Origin of the sequence: Thalassotalea litorea, from assembly GCF_005843925.1 — a bacterium.
GTDB classification, from domain to species: domain Bacteria; phylum Pseudomonadota; class Gammaproteobacteria; order Enterobacterales; family Alteromonadaceae; genus Thalassotalea_A; species Thalassotalea_A litorea_A.
This window is the reverse complement of record NZ_VCBC01000002.1, coordinates 113,648-133,664: the sequence shown is the minus strand read 5'-3', so window position 1 is coordinate 133,664 and position 20,017 is coordinate 113,648. Positions and strand designations below refer to the sequence as shown.

At 42.9% G+C, this 20,017-nt stretch carries 18 protein-coding genes and 2 tRNA genes; 12 read left to right on the top strand and 8 right to left on the bottom strand.

The features are described from left to right. The first annotated feature begins 151 nt into the window (after window positions 1-151). The gene (locus FE810_RS01015) at window positions 152-2,329 is read left to right on the top strand and encodes a multiheme c-type cytochrome (protein ID WP_138318161.1); all 2,178 of its coding nucleotides are present in this window, start codon (window positions 152-154) and stop codon (window positions 2,327-2,329) included. Between the two features lie 97 nt (window positions 2,330-2,426). On the opposite strand, the gene FE810_RS01010 is transcribed toward FE810_RS01015, so the two are convergent. After that, a complete protein-coding gene (locus FE810_RS01010; RefSeq protein WP_138318160.1) occupies window positions 2,427-2,867 on the bottom strand; it encodes a hypothetical protein in 441 nt (146 codons plus the stop codon). Window positions 2,868-3,254: 387 nt separating this feature from the next. On the opposite strand from FE810_RS01010, the gene FE810_RS01005 reads away from it, so the two are divergent. Both FE810_RS01005 and FE810_RS01000 read left to right on the top strand, forming a co-directional pair. Further along, window positions 3,255-4,064 carry a ThuA domain-containing protein gene (locus FE810_RS01005; RefSeq protein ID WP_138318159.1) on the top strand — a complete coding sequence of 270 codons (810 nt, stop codon included), beginning with the start codon at window positions 3,255-3,257 and terminating at the stop codon, window positions 4,062-4,064. A gap of 79 nt (window positions 4,065-4,143) precedes the next feature. Then, complete coding sequence (locus tag FE810_RS01000; RefSeq protein ID WP_138318158.1) at window positions 4,144-4,674, top strand: protein tyrosine phosphatase family protein; 531 nt, start codon at window positions 4,144-4,146, stop codon at window positions 4,672-4,674. A gap of 73 nt (window positions 4,675-4,747) precedes the next feature. Here the strand turns inward: FE810_RS01000 and FE810_RS00995 are convergent, their stop codons facing one another. After that, on the bottom strand, window positions 4,748-5,239 hold the full coding sequence (locus FE810_RS00995) for a hypothetical protein (protein WP_138318157.1): 492 nt from the start codon (window positions 5,237-5,239) through the stop codon (window positions 4,748-4,750). A gap of 680 nt (window positions 5,240-5,919) precedes the next feature. After that, window positions 5,920-6,648 carry a tRNA (guanosine(46)-N7)-methyltransferase TrmB gene (gene trmB / locus FE810_RS00990; RefSeq protein WP_138318156.1) on the bottom strand — a complete coding sequence of 243 codons (729 nt, stop codon included), beginning with the start codon at window positions 6,646-6,648 and terminating at the stop codon, window positions 5,920-5,922. Between the two features lie 323 nt (window positions 6,649-6,971). On the opposite strand from trmB, the gene mutY reads away from it, so the two are divergent. The 5 genes from mutY to FE810_RS00965 all read left to right on the top strand — a co-directional run bounded on the left by mutY (window position 6,972) and on the right by FE810_RS00965 (window position 11,662). After that, window positions 6,972-8,021, top strand: a complete 1,050-nt coding sequence (mutY, locus tag FE810_RS00985; RefSeq protein WP_138318155.1) for an A/G-specific adenine glycosylase — start codon at window positions 6,972-6,974, stop codon at window positions 8,019-8,021. Further along, a complete protein-coding gene (locus FE810_RS00980; RefSeq protein WP_138318154.1) occupies window positions 8,021-8,290 on the top strand; it encodes an oxidative damage protection protein in 270 nt (89 codons plus the stop codon). Before mutY ends, FE810_RS00980 begins: the two co-directional genes overlap by 1 nt. Window positions 8,291-8,466: 176 nt before the next feature. Then, window positions 8,467-8,542 (top strand) — tRNA-Phe (locus FE810_RS00975). Between the two features lie 87 nt (window positions 8,543-8,629). Further along, window positions 8,630-8,705 (top strand) — tRNA-Thr (locus FE810_RS00970). A gap of 125 nt (window positions 8,706-8,830) precedes the next feature. Further along, window positions 8,831-11,662, top strand: a complete 2,832-nt coding sequence (locus FE810_RS00965; RefSeq protein WP_138318153.1) for a hypothetical protein — start codon at window positions 8,831-8,833, stop codon at window positions 11,660-11,662. 155 nt (window positions 11,663-11,817) lie between these two features. On the opposite strand, the gene FE810_RS00960 is transcribed toward FE810_RS00965, so the two are convergent. Together FE810_RS00960 and FE810_RS00955 are read right to left on the bottom strand one after the other, a co-directional pair. Further along, window positions 11,818-12,120: a DUF3301 domain-containing protein gene (locus tag FE810_RS00960; protein ID WP_138318152.1), complete on the bottom strand. Its 303-nt coding sequence runs from the start codon at window positions 12,118-12,120 to the stop codon at window positions 11,818-11,820. Window positions 12,121-12,131: 11 nt separating this feature from the next. Continuing rightward, window positions 12,132-13,184, bottom strand: a complete 1,053-nt coding sequence (locus FE810_RS00955; protein ID WP_138318151.1) for a DUF3549 family protein — start codon at window positions 13,182-13,184, stop codon at window positions 12,132-12,134. A gap of 201 nt (window positions 13,185-13,385) precedes the next feature. On the opposite strand from FE810_RS00955, the gene FE810_RS00950 reads away from it, so the two are divergent. Both FE810_RS00950 and truC read left to right on the top strand, forming a co-directional pair. After that, window positions 13,386-13,736, top strand: a complete 351-nt coding sequence (locus tag FE810_RS00950) for a YqcC family protein (protein WP_138318150.1) — start codon at window positions 13,386-13,388, stop codon at window positions 13,734-13,736. Between the two features lie 3 nt (window positions 13,737-13,739). Continuing rightward, complete coding sequence (truC, locus tag FE810_RS00945; RefSeq protein WP_171022175.1) at window positions 13,740-14,552, top strand: tRNA pseudouridine(65) synthase TruC; 813 nt, start codon at window positions 13,740-13,742, stop codon at window positions 14,550-14,552. A 16-nt stretch (window positions 14,553-14,568) separates the two neighbouring features. Here the strand turns inward: truC and FE810_RS00940 are convergent, their stop codons facing one another. Then, on the bottom strand, window positions 14,569-14,955 hold the full coding sequence (locus FE810_RS00940) for a hypothetical protein (protein WP_138318149.1): 387 nt from the start codon (window positions 14,953-14,955) through the stop codon (window positions 14,569-14,571). A gap of 474 nt (window positions 14,956-15,429) precedes the next feature. Between FE810_RS00940 and FE810_RS00935 the strand changes: the two genes are divergently transcribed. Together FE810_RS00935 and FE810_RS00930 are read left to right on the top strand one after the other, a co-directional pair. Further along, window positions 15,430-15,639, top strand: a complete 210-nt coding sequence (locus tag FE810_RS00935) for a cold-shock protein (RefSeq protein ID WP_138318148.1) — start codon at window positions 15,430-15,432, stop codon at window positions 15,637-15,639. 640 nt (window positions 15,640-16,279) lie between these two features. Then, window positions 16,280-17,938: an AMP-binding protein gene (locus FE810_RS00930; protein ID WP_138318147.1), complete on the top strand. Its 1,659-nt coding sequence runs from the start codon at window positions 16,280-16,282 to the stop codon at window positions 17,936-17,938. A gap of 25 nt (window positions 17,939-17,963) precedes the next feature. Here the strand turns inward: FE810_RS00930 and FE810_RS00925 are convergent, their stop codons facing one another. Both FE810_RS00925 and FE810_RS00920 read right to left on the bottom strand, forming a co-directional pair. Beyond that, window positions 17,964-19,016 carry a HupE/UreJ family protein gene (locus FE810_RS00925; RefSeq protein WP_138318146.1) on the bottom strand — a complete coding sequence of 351 codons (1,053 nt, stop codon included), beginning with the start codon at window positions 19,014-19,016 and terminating at the stop codon, window positions 17,964-17,966. After that, window positions 19,013-19,888, bottom strand: coding sequence for a peptidylprolyl isomerase (locus tag FE810_RS00920; RefSeq protein ID WP_138318145.1), 876 nt, complete (start codon window positions 19,886-19,888; stop codon window positions 19,013-19,015). Before FE810_RS00920 ends, FE810_RS00925 begins: the two co-directional genes overlap by 4 nt. Window positions 19,889-20,017 lie beyond the last annotated feature (129 nt).

Sequence of the window (20,017 nt, the reverse complement as noted above, 5' to 3'; positions counted from 1 at the left end):
TCCATTATCTCAAAATCGGCCAAAACCAGTAACGCAGGATAAACGCCTTTAAAACTCACCCGTAGGGAGTGAGTGTGATTGGTATTAACTCTGGCTCGGGCGATATGTCTGGATCACAACATTTTTCAGAATTACCCAGATAAAAATAATAATGAAATTTTCAACTTATCTAATCAGTTTCCTACTTTTCATTGCCTTTAGCGGTGTCACTCTTGCTAATACTGGTGCGCCGGAACAATGTACGAATTGCCATCAACAGCAGGTTACAGCGTGGCAGCAATCGGACCATGCCAAAGCCATGGCGAAAGTGAGTGAGCAAACGGTACTCGGCAATTTCAATGGTGTCAGTGTTCAGCACTTTTCCCAGACGGCGAAATTTTTCCAAAAACAAAACAAGTATTTCATGTCCCTGAACCATGAAAATAACGTCGTTGAATATGAAGCAAAATTTGTCTTTGGTCACTTCCCGCTGCAGCAATATTTGATTGAAGCCGATGGTGGACGTTTACAGGTATTTCCGTTCGCCTGGGACAGTCGCAACAAAGACGATGGTGGCCAACGCTGGTATCCTATGTATGCGGATGAAGACATTAAATCGGCGGATCGACTGCATTGGCAACAACCGATGCAAAACTGGAACGGCATGTGTGCCGATTGTCACTCCGACGGCTTAACTCGCAATTATGACGCCAGCAAAAATACTTTTTCCAGCCACTATGACAATATCAATGTCGGGTGCCAGTCTTGTCATGGCGATATGGAAAATCATCAGTCGCAAAGCGCAGACCCATATTCTGCACTCGTACAAGCACCATCCGTAACAAGATCAAATCAGGATATCGGCCAGTGGTTAAGAATGGCGGGTGAAGATGTGGCAAGTTGGCAAGGCGAGAAACGAGATAATCAATTCATGGATTCATGCTTTGCCTGTCACTCATTGCGATCACCACTTACTGATGGCATTGCACCTGGTACCGCATTTCTAGACCAGTTTTCACCAAGTATGCTGGCGCATCCTTTGTACTACAGCGATGGTCAAATCAAAGAAGAAGTGTATGTTTACGGCTCTTTTTTGCAAAGTAAAATGTTCAAAGCCGGCGTAAACTGTATTGATTGCCATGATAAACACACAATGAAAATCAAGGTTGAGGGTAACGGCTTATGTTTGCAATGTCATAGCCCTGAAAAATATCAACAAACGCAGCATACCGGCCATCCATTGGATCAACCCGGAGGCCAATGTGTTGATTGTCATATGAGCGAAACCACCTATATGGGCGTTGATGACAGGCGAGATCATAGCTTTAAAATCCCGCGTCCTGATTTAAGCAGCCGCTTTTCCAGCCCGAATGCCTGTACCAAGTGCCATGACGATAAATCTAATAGCTGGGCGAGTAGTGAGCTTCGAAAACTGCACGGCAAACCCAAAGCATTGAGTAGCGATGAGCTACATTATCGCAATTTACAGCATGGCAACCCGATAACTTTACAACAACACCTAAATGTTATTAATAGCGATTCATTGAATGAAATTCATCGCGCCAGTGCCTTGCGTTTATTGCCTGGTACCACGCAATCGATAAATGAATCGATGGCAAAACCCTGGATTCAATCGGATGAGCCGTTAATTCGCCTGGCGATGGCGCATATGGGCTTTATGCTACCAGCAGATCAGCAGCAAGGTTTATATATGAACCTTCTTGATGACGAATACAAAGCAGTGCGAGTGGCTGCCGCGCAGCAAGTAATAAACTTAGGTGTACAGTTTTCGCCATCGTTGGCAAACGCTATTTCCGAGCTGTTTACTGCGAACGAGCAAAACCGCTGGCGTGGCGAAGGCGGCCTAAACCAGAGTATGTTGCATATTGCATTGGGTGAATACAACAAAGCCCAACAGGCGTTAGAACAAGCCATTGCTGCCGACCCATATTTTGATCCTGCGTATGTCAATCTTGCGGATTTATACCGCGGGTTAAATCAGGTGGATAAGGAACTCACGACCTATCAGACCGGTCTTAAGGCTGTGCCTAAATCGGCAATGCTGCACTATGGTTATGGTATGCACCTGGTTCGCGCCGGTGATAAGAAAGCGGCTCTGCAATCCTTCGAAAAAGCCTCGCAACTAGATACCGAAAACGTGCAGTATGTGTATGTATATCTATTGAGCTTGGACAGCGTTGGAAATACCCGCGAGGCCCTGAATCGATTAAAACAGATCCTGGCAGGGTATAACAATGATCCACAACTAGTGCAGTTGGGCTTAAGCTTTTCACAAAAACTGCAGGATATTAATTCCTATCAGTTCTTTATGACGAAACAAAGAAGGTAGAGCCGTAATCGTATGAAGCAGTTAAGGTAAAGGTACCTTAACTGCTTGTCGCTTAATCGATTTTGACCTGCAAACGAATGTTATCTGATTGAAAGGTCTATTCTTTACCATTTCCAGAAAATATCGAGTCCAACTTTTTCAGCTTTTCTTTCAACTCATTCGATTCTTCCAATTCGTTAGCCAGCCATTTCTCACCCTTTTCTAAAGTTTCTTCAACACTCTGCTTTGATTTTTCTACACTTTTTTCCAGATCTATTTCTGATAGGTCAAGGTGTTGATCAATCGATTTCTGTACTGACGCGACGTGTTCATCAACGTTTTTTTCAAGCGTGTCTTTGGATTTTTGCAGTTTATCCGTCACCTGCTTTTCCGCGTTTTTTAGAGTTTGCTCAATTTGTTGTTGTGAATCCAAAAGACGTTGCTCAAAGGTTTGAGATTGCTCTGCGGTTTTTGAATCTTCGTCAGTACTCTGTGCTGGAGGCTTAGAATCGCAAGCTATGATGAAAGCACTTAAAATCAGTGGAATTGATAATTTCATTGTTATGGGCTCTTAATTAAAGTCGTTCTGATCAATAAAGGAGAGTGGATACGATAAAACAAACGCTGCGAAAGAAAAAGGCGTTAATGGTGTTGAGTGTTTAATTTCTTGCGTTACACATCGTTTCACGGCAAAACGTTGGCAATTTATTATGCGAACCACAACTTGAAGAATTTATCGACTGGCGAACGCCAATTCTATGCAACCACGCCAGGAATAGATGATTTTATTCAGTGGTCTGGTTTTATTCTCGCCTCTTTAATGTATTATGCTGATAATACTGGTGTTTTTAAAAGGGAATAATCAGGTGTGACGCCTGAACCAGCGCCAGTGATGCTCCTTGAGCTCGTAATGCGAACAATAGCATTTGCAAGATGGAATTTTACTATGAAAACTGTTGGCGTTTATTTGTTGTGTCTGATCGCTGTGTTGGGATTTAGTGGTTGTCAGTCGAGTCAAAAATCAGTAACCAAAGGAAGTTCAGACGTTGGAACGAAAAAGAATGAGAAAGAAATTGGTGCGACAACGGCAGCGCCAGCGCGCATCTTGGTTTTCAGTAAAACCAAGGGATTTCGACACGATTCCATCGCCAGTGGTCAGCAAGCCCTAATAACGCTTGGCGAACAAGCCAACTGGCGTTTAAGTTTTACTGAAGATGCCAGAGCTTTCTCAAAAGAAGGTCTGGGAAGATATGCGGTGGTGGTGTTTTTAAATACCACAGGCGACGTCCTTGATGACGAACAACAGACGGCATTTGAGCATTACATTGCAACGGGCGGCGGTTTTGTCGGCGTTCATTCTGCCAGCGATACGGAACACGATTGGCCCTGGTATGGACAGTTAGTGGGGGCACAATTTAACAGTCACCCTGAAGTACAACAGGCGAGATTAGTCGTTGAAGACAATGATCAGCTGGCAACGGAGCACCTGAATGACGCCTGGTTGCATAGCGATGAGTGGTATAACTTTAATCGCAACCCCAGAAAAGATGTGGACGTATTGTTGTCACTCGATGAACACAGTTATGATGCTGGACCCGGGGCCATGGGGGATCATCCCATAGCTTGGCAGCACCACGTAGAACAGGGTAGAGCCTTTTTTACCGGATTAGGGCATACCAAAGAATCTTATCAAAGCCCCGAATTCTTGCAGCATCTTAGTGGCGGAATTCATTGGGCGGCGGGTATCGACAATTAATTTTGGCGAGTTTATTGTGCAAATGCAGGTCAGGCATAGTGTTTGCGGACGTTAAACAATCATTGGGAGAGGACAATCCATGGTGAAGTATTTGTTACATCTGTTTGCGCTTACCGGGCTTTATCTTGCCAGCGTCAACCTGGTAACAGCCGACGAAACCGAGTCATATTCAAGGCTATCGGGTTTGGAAAACTTTCAGGTGAATAACGAGAGTATGATGAGCTCTGGCCAGCCCAATCAACAGCAGTTTGAAGCATTGCAGGCAATCGGAGTGACCAAGGTTATCGATTTGATCCCATCGGATCGTAGCGAAGAATCTGCGTTAATGGCAAAATTGGGGCTTACCTACCACAATATTCCCGTCGTATGGGAAAATCCAAGGGTTGAAGATTTCGAACATTACGTGACGTTGATGCAATTGTCCGATGGAAACGATGGGATTACCCTTACTCATTGTAAATTAAACTGGCGCGGAGCAGCGTTTACCTACCTATACAGAGTAACGCAACTAAATGAATCCGAAGCGATAGCGAAGAAAGATTTACTGGCGATTTGGCAACCCGATGAGATCTGGCAAAAATTTATTGATGATGTAAAAGCGAAATATTGAACCGACCATTTCGAGTAATTCCATCCTGATTTATCAAAAGAACCAATATTTGTTAGCGCTTTTGGAGCGCGATTTATTCCTTCAACTCGCCGAACTCCAGCTCAGGGTGCAACATGATGGTTTGGAATAGGGTCACTTCCTGTTCTTCTTCCACTTCTAGCAATAGCACGTGTTTTCCCGACTCTAATTCCTGGGTCAGTCTTTGCCGGTTGATCAAAATGGAATCTTTGCCATCCGGGGCACTCAAAACGGTGGTTAATGCAACAAAGACAATGATAATTGCGATTAGCGGGATCCAGCCAGCATCGGTATTGGTTAGTCCGAGCATATAGCCAAGGTAAAGCAGCACGCTGGCGATGAAATACCAAAAAATAGTATGAATTTCCGAGCGGTAGAGGTTAATAAACCAATAGAGTCCACTGGGGAAATAGGTTTTTAATTGATTGATACCGGTTTGTTCACTGAGTATGCGAAACTGAGGCGCCAAAAAGCCTTTTTGCTCTAACTCCAGTGAGAACAAGTGTAAGTGGGATAAGTTGTCGCTAATGCAAAAATGTCGTTTCATTATTTTGATTGGCGAGCTACAGGCGAGGGTCTGCTGGCCGATGTATTATCTTAGTATTATTGGTATTTCGGAATTCAGCCGAAGTCTATTTATTAGAGTCTAGTGCGGTTTTATCCGAAGTGCATAAAAAAAGGGGCGAAAACGCCCCATATCTTAAACTTAAGCATCCTGTTGCTTTAGAGTTCTGTTTAAGCCATTAATTACGACTTGGTGAACCAGTATCCTTTCATCCAATACATCTGTTATTTTTGGTTTAAACTCGCTCAGTGGATAACTTTGTTTTTGTTAGGAGTCAAATCAATCTGTGATTGAAAGACCTATCCTGTTGCGAGCATTTTTTTTAAGCTTGCGCTTAAAAAAGAATTGTTGCTTCCTTGCCGGCTCATCCTGAACCTCTCTGTCATCCTGACGATTTAATTATTGACGTAAGCGATCGCAAAAAATAGCGAGTTTTTTTCGATTCTTTACTGTCATAAATTTGTCATAATCCGTTAAAAACTGGGAAACGCTTATTTTAAAAGGGATAAAGGGAAAAGGGGGCCCAATTGAAAGGAAAAATTGCGGTAGTTATCGCACTCTGTTGTGAGATATGTCTTACACGCTTTGTGGCGATAGGCTGAAGCTAGAGACAAACCACAAGTCTGGAATTGCTTGTCCTTGTGGTCTGCCGATGAAATACGTTAGCTAATGCGTTTGAATTGTAAGTCCCACACACCGTGGCCTAGGTTTTGTCCACGGTTTTCAAATTTAGTGAGTGGGCGATTGTCCGGGCGCGGCACGTAATCGTTAGTCGTTGACAGGTTTTCAAAATGCTCAGCTTGGCGCATATCATCGAGCATACACTCCGCATAGTTTTCCCAGTCAGTCGCCATATGAAACACACCATCCATTTTCAGTATTTGACGAATGCTTTCAATAAATTCAGGCTTTACGATGCGACGTTTATGGTGACGGGCTTTGTGCCAGGGATCCGGGAAGAACAACTGCACCGTATCGACAGATTGCTTGGGAATACAATCCGCAAGAATTTCGATAGCATCGTGCTCGTACACTTTTAAATTACTCACCCCTTCGGCTTCGGCAAGTGCCAGGCAGGCACCAACGCCTGGGCGGTGAACTTCGATACCGATAAAGTTACGATCCGGTGCAGCTTTTGCCATTTCTACTAACGATTTGCCCATGCCAAAGCCAATTTCCAAGGTAATGGGATTGTCATTGTTAAACTCTTTGTTTAAATCCAACATGCCTTTGCTGTGATCTAAACCCATGGTATCCCATAAAGTCTCCAAAGCTTTGGCCTGACCTTTAGTCAGCCTGCCTTCGCGTTTGACAAAGCTGCGAACTTTACGAATGTATTTACCTTCCGCTTCTGCTTGTTCTACGGTTTTATGGGTTCTGTCGTTACTCATGAATTGCACTCAATTGGTTTATCGATAAATGATAATGGGGTTAAGCCTGTATATGTACGCAAGAATAAGCAATGATTTGACGTATTCTCATACTAAGCATAGCGCTTTAAGGCGCGGCGTATTATCTTTGTTTTGCTTTCAAAACTCAAGTAAACAGGGATGGGTCAAAAGGGCGACAGACAACGTTTAAACGCATGATATGAAAAACTGATTAATAAACCTGATCAAAAATCACCGTTTAAAAACACCAATAGCGGGTCAAGCACTATTGGCGCGATAATGCGTTACAGGTACAATGATGAAAAAACAAAATTGTAGAATGTATGTCGTTTAGCTCACTTGTGTTGTCCTGGTTTAAAGACCAGGGGCGTAAACACTTTCCCTGGCAGCAAAACAAAACTCCTTACCGAGTCTGGATTTCTGAAATTATGCTGCAACAGACTCAAGTCGCAACAGTCATCCCTTATTATCAAAGGTTTATGAAGTCATTCCCTACCGTTGTGGATTTGGCCAACGCCGATGAAGACACCGTCTTACATCACTGGACCGGTCTTGGCTATTACGCCAGAGCTCGAAACCTACATAAAGCGGCGAAGATAATTCGTGATGAGTATGATGGTGAGTTCCCACAAGATATTGAATCTGTGATTGCATTGCCGGGCATTGGCCGCTCCACCGCCGGTGCGATATTGTCGCTATCGCTCAACCAGTCCCATCCAATCCTTGATGGTAATGTTAAACGGGTTTTAGCTCGCTATTACACACAACCTGGATATTCTGGACAAAGTCAGTACGACAAGGCGCTGTGGGAGCACAGCGAAATGTTAACACCGTTAAAACAGGCGGCGGATTACAATCAGGCGATGATGGACCTGGGAGCAACGGTTTGTACCCGCGGTAAGCCTCGTTGTGAAGCATGTCCCGTTGCCAAAGACTGCAAAGCGCAACGCAGCGGCACAACGGATGAATACCCAGGTAAGAAACCCAAAAAAGACAAACCGATAAAACGTACCTATATGTTAATGTTTACCGATGGTGAGCAGGTACTGATGTATAAGCGCCCGCAGTCGGGTATTTGGGGCGGTTTATGGAGTTTTTACGAAGCGGAACAACCGGAACAAATAACCGATATTGGCAAAAACCTCGGTCTGGAAGTGGATTCTCAGGAAATACTAGACGAGTTTCGTCATACCTTTAGCCATTTTCATCTGGATATTGTGCCGGTAAAATTGCAAATCCACAAACAACCGACAATTATTAATGATCACCAAGGCCAGCTTTGGTACCATCTGCAACACGGTGCCGATATAGGTTTGGCCGCATCAAGCAAAACCTTATTAGCCAAGTTAACAACCAGTAAAGAGAGCACATAATGGGTCGTACGGTATTTTGCCAACATTTAAAAAAAGAAGATGACGGTTTGGATTTTCAATTTTACCCGGGTGAAATTGGTAAACGAATCTTTGACAACATAGGTAAAACCGCCTGGACGTTGTGGCAGAAGAAGCAGACTATGCTGATCAACGAACACAAGCTGTCGATGATGAATGCCGAAGACCGTAAGTATTTGGAAGAAACGATGGTGGCGTTCCTGTTTGAAGGTAAAGAGCCTGAAATTGAAGGTTATACCCCGCAAAAGTAATATTCCTGTAAATTATTGTTCATTAATAGTGCACCTTGCTTTTAAATTAAGCGAACAGAAAAAATAGTAAAAAAAGAGGTTGACGGGGCGCACGAAAAAACGTTTAATAGCGCCCGTCCTCAAGGACAGCAGGGGAAGCCCTTAAACATACAGGGGATTGCCCTTAAACATGATTTGCCCAGATAGCTCAGTCGGTAGAGCAGGGGATTGAAAATCCCCGTGTCGGTGGTTCGATTCCGCCTCTGGGCACCATTTTTAAAAGTTATTGTTTCTAAATGTAGATGACAGTAACTTGGTGCCAAGATAAAAGTTTACCTTTTATCGCACACAGTTTTGTGTGCCGACTTAGCTCAGTTGGTAGAGCAACTGACTTGTAATCAGTAGGTCGCCAGTTCGACTCCGGCAGTCGGCACCATTTATTAAGGAAAGCCTTAGCAGAAATGCTGAGGTTTTTTTTTGTCCGAAAAATGGACTTATCCATCTATTCGGAGTTGAAAAACAATTAATGATTAAAAACAAATAATTAAGATAGGTCAGCCAATGCGCATAATAATCTTATTCCTTTTGGGAATGTTAAGTTTTAATGCATGGAGCAATGAAAATATATACAGGGAAATCTCTTCGGTCGTAAATGAAAGTGCCATTGTTCAAAAAAATACGGTGTATGACGCAACTTCGAATACGTTATATTCCGCGAGCTTTGAACGAATTAACAAAGTAAACCACTTGAAGTTAAAGGTATATTCTGAAGCGGAAAATCGATATCGTTTGGTACAAAACCTAGATATCGAAATGCCGAGTGACGAGGTAACCGCCGTTGAAATTATTGATCAGTACCTAATCGTTTTCTCAAGACGAAATTATCACCGCTTTTCGGTTACCGGTGATGGCCATGTATCCTTCATTGAATCCTTACCTCTTCCGCTGACCTTGTCTGAAAACTTCTCCATTAAACCACTGAAAGCGTCTTACTTTCTTGCATATGACTACTACCATGAAGAACAGAAAGGCTATGTTTTACATTTAGATGATTCGGGTATATTGACGAAGTCATTTGACATACCCATCCCTGAAAAACAGTTACGTGAATCTGAACAGTACTATTTCGATGTCTTAAGCGATCAGCTTTGGATTGTATCTGTCTACCAGAGAACTTTTAAGTTTTTAAAGTATCAGCTCGATTTTGAAAATGGAATTGGGGAACAATTACTGCATCAAACCACTGTATTGGATGATAGTTTCGATTACGTAAATAATAGCCTGTACTTAACTAAGATAAATTCATTGGAAAACTTAGTTTATGTTCGAATGTCTCGGATGGAATTTATTTTTTCGGTGAACGAGGTCGTTGAAAACAAGTTTGAAGCAGACACGGAGTATACTGCGGCAACAGCTTCACCTGACAATCTCGACTATCACGTTGAAGGCGATAAACTTGTTCGTATCGACTGGCAAAACTTACAACCGGTTCGCCAGAACTCGGGAATAGTAAGTATCGGCATCCACCATTTTTTAAATAACAAACTTCTCATGGTTCCTGATTTTGATGCCAATGAAACTAAACTTATTGAGTTTAATGGCAATGTTCTTCGCGATACTGAGAAACGCGTTGTTGGTGGTTTTTCAGGAAAGTTACCTAGCTCTCTTGGGCAACAAAACAGCTTTTTTGAAAGCGAAACGAATCAGTTAATGTTATTTGGTGATAATGAATTTTTTGTGTGGAATTATCAGCCACCTACCAATGATATTAGCTATCGCGCTCGTTCACATATCTCTCAAAATGACACCATTCAAAACGTCAGCCAGATGGAATATGTTGGATATACCCTAGAGAGCTATTTCTTCTTGGTACGCAGCAACACAGACGCGAGTTCGACCTTGTTACGTATGCAACTAGACGGTGAAGAATTTAAACTAAAGCAAGAAGTTAACTTGACCTTAAATGGCGAAATTAGTGCGGTTTTGCAGTCAATCATTGTCAATGACACCACTATTGTTGCATTACATTATTCCAGAGAGCAGGCATTTGATATCAGTATTTGTAAAATCGAAGAGTTAACCGCAAATATTGATTGTCAGAGCTCTCCATTTTTACAACATCAGCTATTTAATTCCGGTAGTTCGGACTATCAGTTCGTTCGTTTGGGAGATTCCTACAAATTATTGTTCGCCTCCAAACGTGACATTGACGTAACACTGGCACATCGAACGACGATGCCGATATTGTCCTTTGATAATGAACTAGAACAGTTTGTAGTCGAAAGTGAAATTAAATTGGAAAAAGATGAGCATGAAACTCGTTATCTTGGCGTTGATAATGTGCTCCATTTTGACCAAAATAATGTGTTGATTGATTACAACTATTCATCAAAGTTTTATTATCAATTTAATGAAACCAGCTCATCCTGGGAGTCGCAGCAAGCGGCACGCTCTGCCTTTAATATAGGTCAAGGTTTGCAAGGATCGCATTCGAACGATTACTTTATTGATTATATTGGCTGGGCTTGGGTTTTTGACACAAAAGATTTTGGTTTTTATCGGAGTAAGCAAGTCAACAATTTAAATAGTGATGGATACGTATCTTATATCGTCGTTGACGATTCAAAAGGCTTTGCGCTTTATCATGGCGCTTTGCCTGAAATTCGCACTTTTGAATTTGTAGATACGCAACCTTTTGTCGATAAAAGAACGTTATCGAGTTTATCTGTAGAAGGTGTTCAGGATCAGCCGCTGCATATTGATTTTTCAGACCATTTTTTAAATTTGAAGCCAGGTGATATTACGCTGTCGCTGAATTCTGGATTTGATGAAACTAATTTTAATCATCGAAATTTAAAATGGGATGGAAAAGTACTGTCTGGCACGTTGGATAATGATGATATGTTTGATGATGAGGGATTTGCATCTAACCTTCGGATCAAGGCAAAGTGGCACGAAAATCAAATTCAACGCAGTAGTAACTTTACGATTAAATTAGTCAATGTGAATGATGCGCCTGACTTATATGCACCACTTACTACTCAATACCTGAAAGCCAACGAATTGTATCAAGGCGAGCTACTTGAAATTGCCTACGACCCCGACCGCGGTTTACTGGACTTTTCAGTTTCTAACCTGCCTTCGGGAATGGAACTGTTGAATGGTCGCACGATACAAGGGGCAATTGCTAAAAAAGGTACTTATACCATCACCGTCGTTGCCACTGAGCGAGACGGACTGAGTTTAACCTTCGATATTCCAATTGTCGTCAATGCTAGCGGTCAGCCACCAAAAGCCGGTGGAGGCAATAGCGGAGGCGGAATTACATCACCGTTAGCGATTTTGGCCTTACTTAGCTTGTGTTTATTGCAATTATCGAGACGTAAAGTTTAGTTATTGCAGCCTCTCAGATATATAAAAGCCTCGCTTTTAGCGAGGTTTTTTATTCACTGCAGTATTCTCAAAATAGTCTTTGTACATTAATGCATTGAAAATCATTAAGGTACTTTTTCGAAAGTCTGATATGACAATCGAATATCGTGGAGGTTTTAAGAAATGCTATAGGGCGGTAGTTCGATGTTTTCTAAGCGATTGCCACGCATTTGTACCGTGCCGACATAGCTAGATAAGTTATCACCAGAAAACTCAAATTCGAACACACTAACCAGATGCAAGCCTTGGCGCTTGTTTACGGTCCAACGCGATGACGTGCGGGCAATGGAGATAAACTGCAGACCTTGTTGATTACAGTGCTTGCTTGCAAATATGCGAGCAGTCTCTGCCACTTTGCGAACAAAAAACAAATACCAAATAATTAGAAAACCGACGAGTGCGACATAAATCTCAGCCATTATTTTTATCCTTATGCTTGTTTTTGCATCGTGTTAATTAGCTCACCGATGGCAATTTCCAGGGCCTTACTTCTGTCCGCTGAACGAATTACCTGTAATAGAATTGGACGGATCATGGGTAATGCCACCAGATCTTGGAACACAGCGAAGAAAGTTGGTTGATCAACAAACTCGACAATGGCTTCTAAGAATCGCTGCATCCGTGGGTAATCCGCTAAAGCCATCCAACCCCGCCCGGAAATGGCGACAAAAAGCTCTAGTTGTTGACAACGTTTTTCTGCGAGCAGAATATCAGTAAGCTGCAAAAACATCGGGTGAAGCGCATTACCACTCATTGCGCGAATAATGGCGCTGAGTTTGGCGATATCGATGTCGTGATTTTGTAACTCTGTATTCGCCAGCTGTTGCAGTTTATCAATCAATGCAACCGGAAGTTGCTGATTTTCAAGAGCGACGCTTAAAGGCGTAAATACTTGTTCAGGAAGGTTTGGCAGCGCCTTTGATAACAGCTCAGCATTATCATTGTCTTGAATTCGCACGGCAAAGTCACATAAACCCTGAACACCGATACCTTGCCAGTTGTCCCAGCCAAGATCACCGCTCAAATAGGAACGGCAAAGTTCAAGGTATTGCGAAGCCGGTTGTTTAAATTCAAAGGTTAAGGTGGCGTTAAGCGTCGCCAGCTTGTACTGCGAAGGAGTAAAATTGTATGGATTCCCTTTCAACAATTCTTCCTGCTTCTCGCTAGGGTCAACGGTTAAGTCATTGCCAAGCGCTTCAATGATGATGGCGATAAAATGATTACGGGCGGCTTGATTAAGTAATCCTCGTTCATCCAAGGGTAACTTGATAAACCAGATATACGGTTTTTCCGGTCGCTGTTGCCAAAACACAACGGCCAGATGCGCATGGCCTTGCAATGGCGTCGGATAAGGCAGCATTGCCTGTTCCATGCGCTCAAAATCGGATTTGGATATTTTTTCGACTTTGCGGCCAAGGTCAAAGACTTTGTAGTTGCTCTTGGAAAGCTGCAATAGCTCAGATAAGGTATCGATTTGCGACATAACTTAGGACGTTTAAAACCGTGTGGAATTCAATAATCGTGGCCGCGATTATAACAATTACCGGGTTTGAATACACCCGGTAATTTCCTCGGCGAGCCTCGATATTGTTGCTCATCCGCACGACGGCCAGTTATAATTAACCTCAATCGATCCTTTCGTGCAGTTGTGATGAAGTTGTGATGAAGTTGTGATGAAACAGTAATGAATAAAAACCAGCAATTGGCCAATTTATTAAGCCGTTTACAAAATGAATTGCAGGCACTGTCCCTGTGGCAACAAAATGCACTCAATCCAGAGTTGCTGTTATCTACACAACCCTTTTGTGTAGACACGTTAACGTTTGAGCAGTGGCTTCAGTTTGTATTCATTCCAAAGATTTCACAGATGCTTGCTGAAAATCAGCCTCTGCCAAATCAAATATCTTTATGTCCCATGGCGGAGGAATCGTTTAAACGTTATGGTGACGATATCTCTGTATTGATAAACCTTATCGCCGACATTGATGAATTACTGTCCGGCCAGCGCCAGCAAACTTACTATTGCCAGTCTTAACCTATGACACATGACAAAATAGACACCTGCGGTTTCGACATTCCAGACGAATTAACCGAACAAGCACCGGTGTTAGATATTCTTTATCAGGATGAGCACCTGGTGGCGGTACATAAACCCGCCGGATTATTCGTGCATCGCTCATATCTGGACCGGCATGAAAAATACTTCGCATTACAGCTGGTACGCGATCAGATAGGACAATACGTGTATCCTTTGCACCGCCTCGACAGGCCGACCTCTGGGGTGTTGCTTTTTGCCTTGTCGAAAGAGGTCGCCAGGATCATGGGTGAACAATTTAGTGAAAATCGCATCCACAAAACTTATATCTCCATATGTCGGGGATTTACGCCAGAGGGCGGGATAATTGATTATCCATTAAAAGAGAAACTGGACAAATTGGGTGATAAATTTGTCAGTGAAAATAAACCGGCACAGCAAGCCGTTAGTGGTTATGAAACCCTCGCCCAGGCGACTTTACCGATTGCTTTGGGTAAGTTTCCAACGGTTCGCTATTCTTTGGTTAAATTAAAGCCGAAAACCGGACGTCGCCATCAACTGAGACGTCATATGGCTCATTTAAGGCATCCTATGTTGGGCGATATTAACTATGGTGATAACAAGCAAAACCCCTTTTTTGGTGAACATTTCGGTTTTCGCCGTCTGATGCTCCATGCCTGGCAACTTGAGTTTGTTCATCCTGTAACCAGGCAAAGGGTAAATATCCGGGCACCATTGGATGACCAGTGGCAGCATGTATTGACTTCGTTGCAATGGCAAAACCCAGATGACGGTTGCCCGGATATTTGCAGGTAGCTGCGTACCAATCAGTTTAAAATTCAGGCATTGCACCTTCTGTTATTAGTCCCTGACGCTTGAGTTCAGCATTGATTGAAGCATTGGTCCGTTGAAACTTGGTTGCCAAATCTTTCACGGAAAGTCCTTGCCGAAATTGCTCGGCAAGTTGGTGTTTTAGGTCCGGTGTCCAGGGCATACCGCAATTAACCGGCAAACCCTTATCAATATTTTTCTGTTTGATTTGCTCCGGAGTCATTCTTATTCGTTTTGCTCGGTCATTAATGTAATCGACACAGCTAAATAAATCGCGAATAACTTGTGGGTGATTGTAAGGCGAATCTTTCGCAAACGCCTGCTTTGAAATGGGGTCGACGCCGCGGGCGAGGCAGGCCAGGGTTTGTAACGGTTTTTGGATATCCATATTGTTCCTATCTCCTTATTGATTAAGATGAAGCTATGCCGACAATCAATACCGGACATTGCTTGAACCCAGTGTAGTGCAATTTATGCAGGGATTTTTTTGGCAAAGGCGGCACCATGATGGCGCCATGATGAGTGCTTATTTGATGAAAAAGAATTTCCTTCATTTTCTAACAATATAAAACGGAAAAAAATGTCCAAAATCGACGGAAATCGAGCACAATTTGTTTGTTACAATTTAATGACAAGTCAATGAAATCAACAATTTCCCTCAAGTTTCATGCGCTATTTCCTTGTGTAGGTTTTTAAAAGCTGTATACTGAAAAGGCAAGCTTGAAAATGCTATACGTTTTATCTCGGTTTTATCGTTCTAAGTAGTACATACATCTCGACATATTAAACAGATACATCAATAAGCTAGGAAGCTCCTTCATTGGAGCCTGTAACATTAATTTAGAAATTTAGGAATACACATATGTCTGATGTTCGCACAGGTCAAGTAAAATGGTTTAACGACGATAAAGGTTTTGGATTTATCGAGCAATCTGAAGGTCCGGACGTTTTCGTTCACTTCCGCGCTATCCAAGGTACTGGTCGTAAAACTCTTGTTGAAGGTCAACAGGTTGAGTTTGAAGTATCTCAAGGTCAAAAAGGTCCTCAAGCGGATAACGTTAAAGCGTTGTAAGCAAAAAATTCTGAAAAAAGGCAGCTACGGCTGCCTTTTTTGATCGCATTTTCAGGAGGAAAGGGAGACCAACTATTTCGAACAAAACGCATTGACTCAATAAAGCCGCCCCTAGCTTCAACCTGCGCCAACGCTTTGAACATCGCTGTTCTGGTAAAGTTACTTTTCATATTTTATAAGCCCACTAAAATACTGCAGGAATAGAATACTGCAGGAATACAATAGTTTGTCTCTAAACTTTATGCTTTTCCTACGCGATTCAATGCCTGTTTGCTGTTATTAAAATATCGGAACGGATTAATCCTACTTTTGTAATTATCATCGACTATTCTTACTAGCTAGCACACCTTAACGGTGTCCTGTTGAATACGGAACTGACTGCTTGATATTCGGCAAGTTCGTTGCAACTCGACGCTTGGTTAGGCGAGTGTAAATAAAACGTTTTTTAGCGTGTTGAGTGTATTGCTGGACATCATGCTTAAATGACTGCGTAATATCTAAGCCATTAGAAAACCCTGTTTTTGTGAATGAACTAAGGCTCGCAATCCAGCGCCTTTTCCTATGGTCGGTCTTGTCTAACACCCTGCATTAAGAGTATGTTGTTTATATACTTAATAAAAATTCATCTGAAGGAATGCCAATGGCCTATCAATCTTCCCTGCATCGCTTTTTGCAACATGCTCAGCAGCAACCAGATAAAACGTTTCTAAACCAGCCCGTTGCCGGGCGTTGGCAGCAGTACAGTTTTACGGATGTTGAGCAACAGGCAAGACGGATGGCACAAGGGTTGGTTGCTCTTGGCCTGAACTCTGGCGACAGAGTTGGCATCATATCCAAGAACTGCGCCCATTGGTTTATTGCCGATTTGGCGATCATGATGGCTGGAATGGTGTCAGTACCTATCTACGCCACAGCGGGTGAAAAAACCATAAGCTATGTGATGGAACATAGTGATATGAAAGCATTGTTTGTGGGGCGTCTGGATGATTACCTGCCTTTGCAACAAGTCCTTTCCGACACACTGCCAATAATTACGATGCCGTATCCGGATGTTGCAGAATTTGCTGCTAGCAATAACCAAAGCTGGGAGTCGATGCTGGCTGATCATCAGCCAATGGAACAAATCGCGACACCTGATTTGCTTGATACTATGACGCTTTGTTATACATCAGGCACCACAGGTAACCCCAAAGGGGTGGTTATAACCTATAAAAACATTGCGTCTGCAGCCAAAGGGGCAGTTGATGTCATCGGCATCGCTCACTCCGGGCCACAAAGGGTCGTTTCTTATTTGCCGTTGGCGCACATTACTGAACGGGGACTCATTGAAGGAATTGCCTACGAACTGCCTCTGGAAGTGTTCTTTATTGATAGTCTGGACACCTTTATCAGTGATGTTCAGCACGCACAGCCAACATTCTTTCTTTCTGTGCCTCGACTGTGGGTGAAGTTCCAGGCGCAAATCCTCAAAGCCATGCCGCAGAAAAAACTCAACGTATTATTATCACTGCCGATAATCGGCAATCTTGTGGCGAAAAAAATACGTGCGAAACTCGGCCTGGACAACGTTCAGGTGTTTGGCTGTGGTTCGGCACCTGTATCGGAAGAGTTACTGAAATGGTATCAGCGCCTTGGGATGAATATTGGTGAAGGTTGGGGGATGACGGAAACCTCAGGTTTATCCTGTGGCAATTTGCCATTCGAAGAAAGCCGGATCGGGACGATAGGCAAAGCTTTGCCCTGTGTTGAAATGAAGCTTTCCGCTGAACAGGAGATCATGATCCGTGGCGATGCGGTATTTACCGAGTATTACCTTGCCCCCGAAACGACCAAGCAAGCCTTTACCGATGGCTGGTTCCATACCGGAGATAAAGGCGAACTGAATGGCGACGGCGATTATAAAATTGTTGGTCGGATTAAAGAGCAGTTTAAAACTGCGAAAGGCAAATATGTGGTACCGGTACCGATCGAACGATTATTGCTGAGTAATAGCGCGTTAGAACAAGCCTGTGTGATAGGTTCAGGTATGAAGCAGCCCATCGCCTTAGTGGTTTTGAGTGAAAATGCACCGCAATCTCAGGCTGAGCAAGTCAAACTTTTAGCAACGTTACTGGAACAGGTAAATGCGGAGTTAGAGAGTCATCAACGGCTGGATTACATCATGGTTTGTTTGCATTCCTGGAAACCAGAGAATGAACTTCTGACCCCAACATTAAAGCTCAAACGTAATGAAATTGAGCAGTATTATGTACACAAGCTGCCAACTTCGGTGAAGCAACCGATTGTTTTTGAAGAATAGTCTTATAGCAATCCTAGTAAGTGTTTTAGAACTGTGCGAGCCGCTGCCAGAACCAAAATGCGGCTAATGGCCCAATAAAATAAGCTGCGATTCGATAATAGCGGCTTAAATCAACAACCTCTTCGGTCGATTTTTTTGCACGGGCTATGTTTTTAAAGGGCCATGCGATAACAAATATCAGCGCAATAAACACTAATTGTCCCACTTCAATGCCAAGATTGAAAAACAACAAACTCAATATCTTATCTTGTTCAGGTAAACCGATTTCGCTCAACACCGACGCAAAGCCAAACCCATGCAATAGCCCAAAACTGATCGCCACGATTGCCGGATAGCGCCAGGTTAGGGTGGTGTCTTTGGGTTTGGTTAATTCCACCGCAAGAAATATGATCGACAGTGCAATAATCGCTTCGATAGGGATAATATTGACTCGGATAATATCAAGACTGGACAGTCCAAGAGTGATGGAGTGGGCTAGGGTAAATCCAGTTATCGTCCAAAATAATTTGCGCCAGCCGCGGGCAAAAAATATTAAGCAACCGACAAACAAAAGATGATCGATGCCCATCCAAATATGCTTGACCCCCAATTCGCCATAAGCAAACCAACTTTTATCTGACCCTTTAGAAGACATTAGTCGCCAGGTTTTCTGTTCTGGTCCTAACAACACCGTTTGTTTTGACTGCTCTAACAATTGAATATCAATCAGGCTACTGATTGATGGGTTGGCAAATGGGTAGTCAATGGTAAACACATCACTATCTGTGAACGCATCACACCGTAATTGCATTTGATAAATACCCGCAGCGGTTATGTTTGCCTTTGATTGATTAAATTGGCAATTTTCCGGGGGCAAGATGTTCGGTTGATTGTCCCAGCTCAGGCTTTGTGGCGAACGCCAGTTTAGCGTGTAGCTGGCCTTATCGTGCTGAATAATCTTGATATACAAGGGGCGTGATTCATGGGCAAATACTTGTGCGGACGCTATCAGCCAAAACGCCAATAGGAAAAGCAATGGCGGTTTTAGCTGAGCAGCGATATATCGACGCAGATTTGATTGGTGGTAGGTATGATTCACAGTTCAACCTTTGTCTGATATTGGTCGACAATTTTTTCTATGGATTGTTGTTTTTGTTGACGTAGTTGCTCTCGTAAATAGTCTTCTTTGACCTGGTCTTTTATTTCCGCAAATTCAGGATATTTTTCAGGTTGGCGTTTGAACACTTTAACAATGTGCCATCCATGAGGAGATTCAAACGGCCCTTGCCAAAGCGCTTCATTTACCGTGGTTTGGGTAAATAACTGTTGTGCAAAGGGATCACCAAAATGGCTGGCGACCAAAGATTGTGGGCGCTCTGCATAGTGTCGATTGTACATAAATAAATCTTGTTTGATGGCTTGTAAGCCACTATCGCCATTATTTAATTGATCCAGTGCCTGTAAAGCTCGTTGTTGTGCAGATAATGATGTTGTTTTGCTGTCATTGGAAAAAAACTGGTGAGTAAAGGTAATGTAGTCAGGCTGAACGTAATCTTGTTGATGTCCGTTAAAGTAAGCAATCAGGGTTTGCTCATTATCCGGGGTATCTGCATTGTCAGGCAGGTTAAAATCTTCAGCGATGTACTCCATTTTCTGGATTAAGCGTTTTTTGATGATGTAGTCATTTTTGTCCAGGTTTAAAGACAGTGCCTGGCGATACAATGCTTCTTCTCGGGTATATTCCTTGATAAGCGCTTGCAATTTTTCCGGGGGCAGGTTGTTAAATGTCTTGTCCGCCTGTTGCGGGTCAAAAGCCTGATAGCGGTACTGCATAAAGGTCAGCAGATTTTTTTTATCTACCAATATGGTGTCGGTGCTATCGTCAGATGACGCCTCAAAGGCCCAATAAATGAATCCTCCTAAAAGCAGGAAATGCAGCAGTGGCTCGCGAAATATTTGAGAAATCATCATATACCTTGTTATTTTATTGATGAATATAGGAAGGGCATCTTGCAACGATGGCTAAATATCCCCTCCCAGATTTAACTTAATCTGACATAACATAACCGCGTTTACTGCATCTTTTGCAACACTGGTGTA

Excerpts from the sequence above, each read along its gene's own strand:
- FE810_RS00995 (WP_138318157.1), bottom strand. The coding sequence starts at position 5,239 with ATGAAACGACATTTTTGCATTAGCGACAACTTATCCCACTTACACTTG.
- FE810_RS00920 (WP_138318145.1), bottom strand. The coding sequence starts at position 19,888 with ATGATGATTTCTCAAATATTTCGCGAGCCACTGCTGCATTTCCTGCTT.
- FE810_RS00940 (WP_138318149.1), bottom strand. The coding sequence starts at position 14,955 with ATGGATATCCAAAAACCGTTACAAACCCTGGCCTGCCTCGCCCGCGGC.
- trmB (WP_138318156.1), bottom strand. The coding sequence starts at position 6,648 with ATGAGTAACGACAGAACCCATAAAACCGTAGAACAAGCAGAAGCGGAA.
- FE810_RS01015 (WP_138318161.1), top strand. The coding sequence starts at position 152 with ATGAAATTTTCAACTTATCTAATCAGTTTCCTACTTTTCATTGCCTTT.
- FE810_RS00930 (WP_138318147.1), top strand. The coding sequence starts at position 16,280 with ATGGCCTATCAATCTTCCCTGCATCGCTTTTTGCAACATGCTCAGCAG.
- FE810_RS00935 (WP_138318148.1), top strand. The coding sequence starts at position 15,430 with ATGTCTGATGTTCGCACAGGTCAAGTAAAATGGTTTAACGACGATAAA.
- FE810_RS01005 (WP_138318159.1), top strand. The coding sequence starts at position 3,255 with ATGAAAACTGTTGGCGTTTATTTGTTGTGTCTGATCGCTGTGTTGGGA.
- FE810_RS00980 (WP_138318154.1), top strand. The coding sequence starts at position 8,021 with ATGGGTCGTACGGTATTTTGCCAACATTTAAAAAAAGAAGATGACGGT.
- FE810_RS01010 (WP_138318160.1), bottom strand. The coding sequence starts at position 2,867 with ATGAAATTATCAATTCCACTGATTTTAAGTGCTTTCATCATAGCTTGC.
- truC (WP_171022175.1), top strand. The coding sequence starts at position 13,740 with ATGACACATGACAAAATAGACACCTGCGGTTTCGACATTCCAGACGAA.
- mutY (WP_138318155.1), top strand. The coding sequence starts at position 6,972 with ATGTCGTTTAGCTCACTTGTGTTGTCCTGGTTTAAAGACCAGGGGCGT.
- FE810_RS00950 (WP_138318150.1), top strand. The coding sequence starts at position 13,386 with ATGAATAAAAACCAGCAATTGGCCAATTTATTAAGCCGTTTACAAAAT.
- FE810_RS00960 (WP_138318152.1), bottom strand. The coding sequence starts at position 12,120 with ATGGCTGAGATTTATGTCGCACTCGTCGGTTTTCTAATTATTTGGTAT.
- FE810_RS00955 (WP_138318151.1), bottom strand. The coding sequence starts at position 13,184 with ATGTCGCAAATCGATACCTTATCTGAGCTATTGCAGCTTTCCAAGAGC.
- FE810_RS01000 (WP_138318158.1), top strand. The coding sequence starts at position 4,144 with ATGGTGAAGTATTTGTTACATCTGTTTGCGCTTACCGGGCTTTATCTT.
- FE810_RS00965 (WP_138318153.1), top strand. The coding sequence starts at position 8,831 with ATGCGCATAATAATCTTATTCCTTTTGGGAATGTTAAGTTTTAATGCA.